At 44.3% G+C, this 2,451-nt stretch carries 4 protein-coding genes; all 4 read left to right on the forward strand.

Going from position 1 to position 2,451, the window contains the following annotated elements:
• Window positions 1-338: 338 nt before the first annotated feature.
• Window positions 339-974 (forward strand): glycosyltransferase, encoded by a 636-nt coding sequence (locus D5R40_RS38585; RefSeq protein WP_205127813.1) that lies wholly within the window; start codon window positions 339-341, stop codon window positions 972-974.
• On the forward strand, window positions 971-1,327 hold the full coding sequence (locus tag D5R40_RS38590; protein WP_205127814.1) for a glycosyltransferase family 2 protein: 357 nt from the start codon (window positions 971-973) through the stop codon (window positions 1,325-1,327). The genes D5R40_RS38585 and D5R40_RS38590 overlap by 4 nt, the downstream gene beginning before the upstream one ends.
• Complete coding sequence (locus D5R40_RS38595) at window positions 1,327-1,491, forward strand: hypothetical protein (protein ID WP_205127815.1); 165 nt, start codon at window positions 1,327-1,329, stop codon at window positions 1,489-1,491. The genes D5R40_RS38590 and D5R40_RS38595 overlap by 1 nt, the downstream gene beginning before the upstream one ends.
• A gap of 265 nt (window positions 1,492-1,756) precedes the next feature.
• Window positions 1,757-2,451 (forward strand): MptA/MptB family glycosyltransferase (locus D5R40_RS32175; RefSeq protein WP_511035260.1); only part of this gene is annotated, 695 nt, incomplete at its 3' end.

Below are 2,451 nucleotides of genomic sequence, written 5' to 3' on the forward strand. Positions count from 1 at the left end.
TGAAATGTACAGAGGTGCCCGTAACCTATAGAAGAAGAGTGGGCGTGTCAAAGGTCTCGGGTACGATCCGAGGAACAATACTGGCGGGGCACAAGATTTTATGGACAATCTTCAAGTTGTTATAAAGGTGAATTGAGGAGTTGGTTACTGCCCTAACTCCAACTAAAATTAAGTTTGAAATGTCGATTTTGGCCTACACTGTATTAGGACTTTACTGTTTCACACTTTTGTACGTGACCGTATACTGTGTGATGCAGATCAAGTTGCTATATCATTATCGGAGGGGATTAGCGAATGCAATGCCACCAACCCCCGCGCCGCCTGCTCGTAAAATGGCTATGGTAGAAGAAGGAGCTACCGCTTGGCAAGATGAGCAACATCTAGACACTTTGGCGGGAAGTGCAGAGTCGGAAGAGCTACCTTTTGTGACCATCCAGCTCCCCATTTTCAATGAACGCTTTGTCGTGGAACGCTTGATCGATAATATTAGTCAATTCAACTATCCCAAGGATAAGTTTGAAATCCATGTCCTTGACGATTCAACCGATGATACCGTAGAGATCACACGGAAAAAGGTAGAAGAATACAAGGCCAAGGGCTTTCAAATTGAGCAAATCACACGAACAGATCGTAAGGGCTATAAGGCCGGAGCCTTGAAAGAGGGAATGCGATTCGCTAAGGGAGACTTCATCGCCATATTTGATGCTGATTTTCTGCCGAAGCCAGATTTCTTGCTAAAAACCATGCCTTGGTTCCGCGATCCTAGCGTAGGTGTGGTGCAAACAAGATGGGAACACATTAACGAGGATTACTCTTTAATTACCCGTCTACAAGCTATGCAATTGAATGTGCACTTTCGTGTAGAACAGGTGGGCCGGATGAATGGTAACTATTTACTGCAATTCAATGGAACGGCTGGGGTGTGGCGACGCCAAACGATAGAAGAAGCCGAGGTTGGGAAGCTGATACCTTGACCGAGGACCTCGACCTCAGTATACGCGCCCAACTCAAGGGATGGAAGATCGCTTCTTGGAAAAATGTAGGCTCACCTGCAGAGCTGCCGATAGAAATGAATAGCTTGAAATCGCAGCAGTTTCGTTGGATGAAAGGTGGTGCAGAAACGGCCAAGAAGATGTTGCCGACGGTTTGGAATTCTGACTTAGGTTTGGGTAAAAAGATTCAGGCTACTATTCACTTGTTATCCAGTACCGTATTCGTTTTTGTCTTTGCTATGGGGGTATTTAGTGTACCATTGTTGTTCCTCTTCAATGGTTTGATGGAGGATGGATTTAGCAAGGACTTCTTTGCCTACTTCCTGTGGGCTTAATGAGCATTATCGCCGTATATTTTGCAGCCAATGTGAACCCTAATGAATCTGGTGGTTTTTTCGGTGAAGAGGATTCTGAAATTCATATTTCTCTTCCCTTTGTTCTTGGCCTTGTCCATGGGGCTATCGTTGCACAATACGATTGCCGTCTTGGAAGGATATAGAGGAAAAAAATCTCCCTTTGTTCGCACACCCAAGTTTAACATTAAGTCTATCCGAGATAAGCTGAGTAAGACCAATTACCTCAACCATAAGGTTTCTTGGACTACGATCTTGGAAGGAGTGTTTGCTTTGTACTTTCTCGTGGCAGTTTTAGGAGCCATCTATTTGCAGAATATGATCTTCATTGCTTTCCATTTGATGCTGTTCCTAGGGTACGGAGCGATCTTCTACTATAGCATTAGACATATGCAGTTGCGGGCTTCCTAGATGATGGGGCTGATCGGGCAACTCAGAGCAGGTAAGGCTTGGGCATTTCCAGATGGAGTTAAGCCCTGGATTTTGGCCATGCTGATGTTAGCTGCTTTGTTATATCTAGGGCTGAAGGTTGGACAGTCCGACTTCACTCCTCTGATCAGTCTCTATAGCTTTTTATTTCTCGCTTACCTTTGGGTTTTTAGGACTACTAAGGAAACAGACCTTGGGTTTTGGCTGCTAGTAGCAATTATCCTCCGATTAAGCTTGGTCTTCCTATTTCCGCTTTTGTCGGACGATGTATATCGATTTATTTGGGATGGCCAATTGGTCATTAATGGTTACAATCCTTTCAATTATCTACCCACAACGCTAATCAATGAGGGACCAGTCGTACCGGGTCTAGATAGAGAGCTATACGAAGCACTAAATTCACCAGATTACTTCACCATCTATCCCCCCATTGCGCAAGCCACGTTTGCGGTAGCTACCTTTTTGTTCCCAAACAGTCTGTATGGAGCGGCAGTAGTGATGAAGCTATTCCTTTTTGCTTTTGAGATAGGAAGTTTGATTCTCATCGTACAATTACTTTTGCATTGGAATCTGCCGCTAAAGAACAGCTTGTTGTATGCTTTAAACCCTTTGATCATTATTGAGGTTGTAGCCTTTGGTCTGATATCCCACCCAACGAAGCAGATAATACACACTGG

The sequence above is a fragment of the Okeania hirsuta genome, assembly GCF_003838195.1.
GTDB classification, from domain to species: domain Bacteria; phylum Cyanobacteriota; class Cyanobacteriia; order Cyanobacteriales; family Microcoleaceae; genus Okeania; species Okeania hirsuta.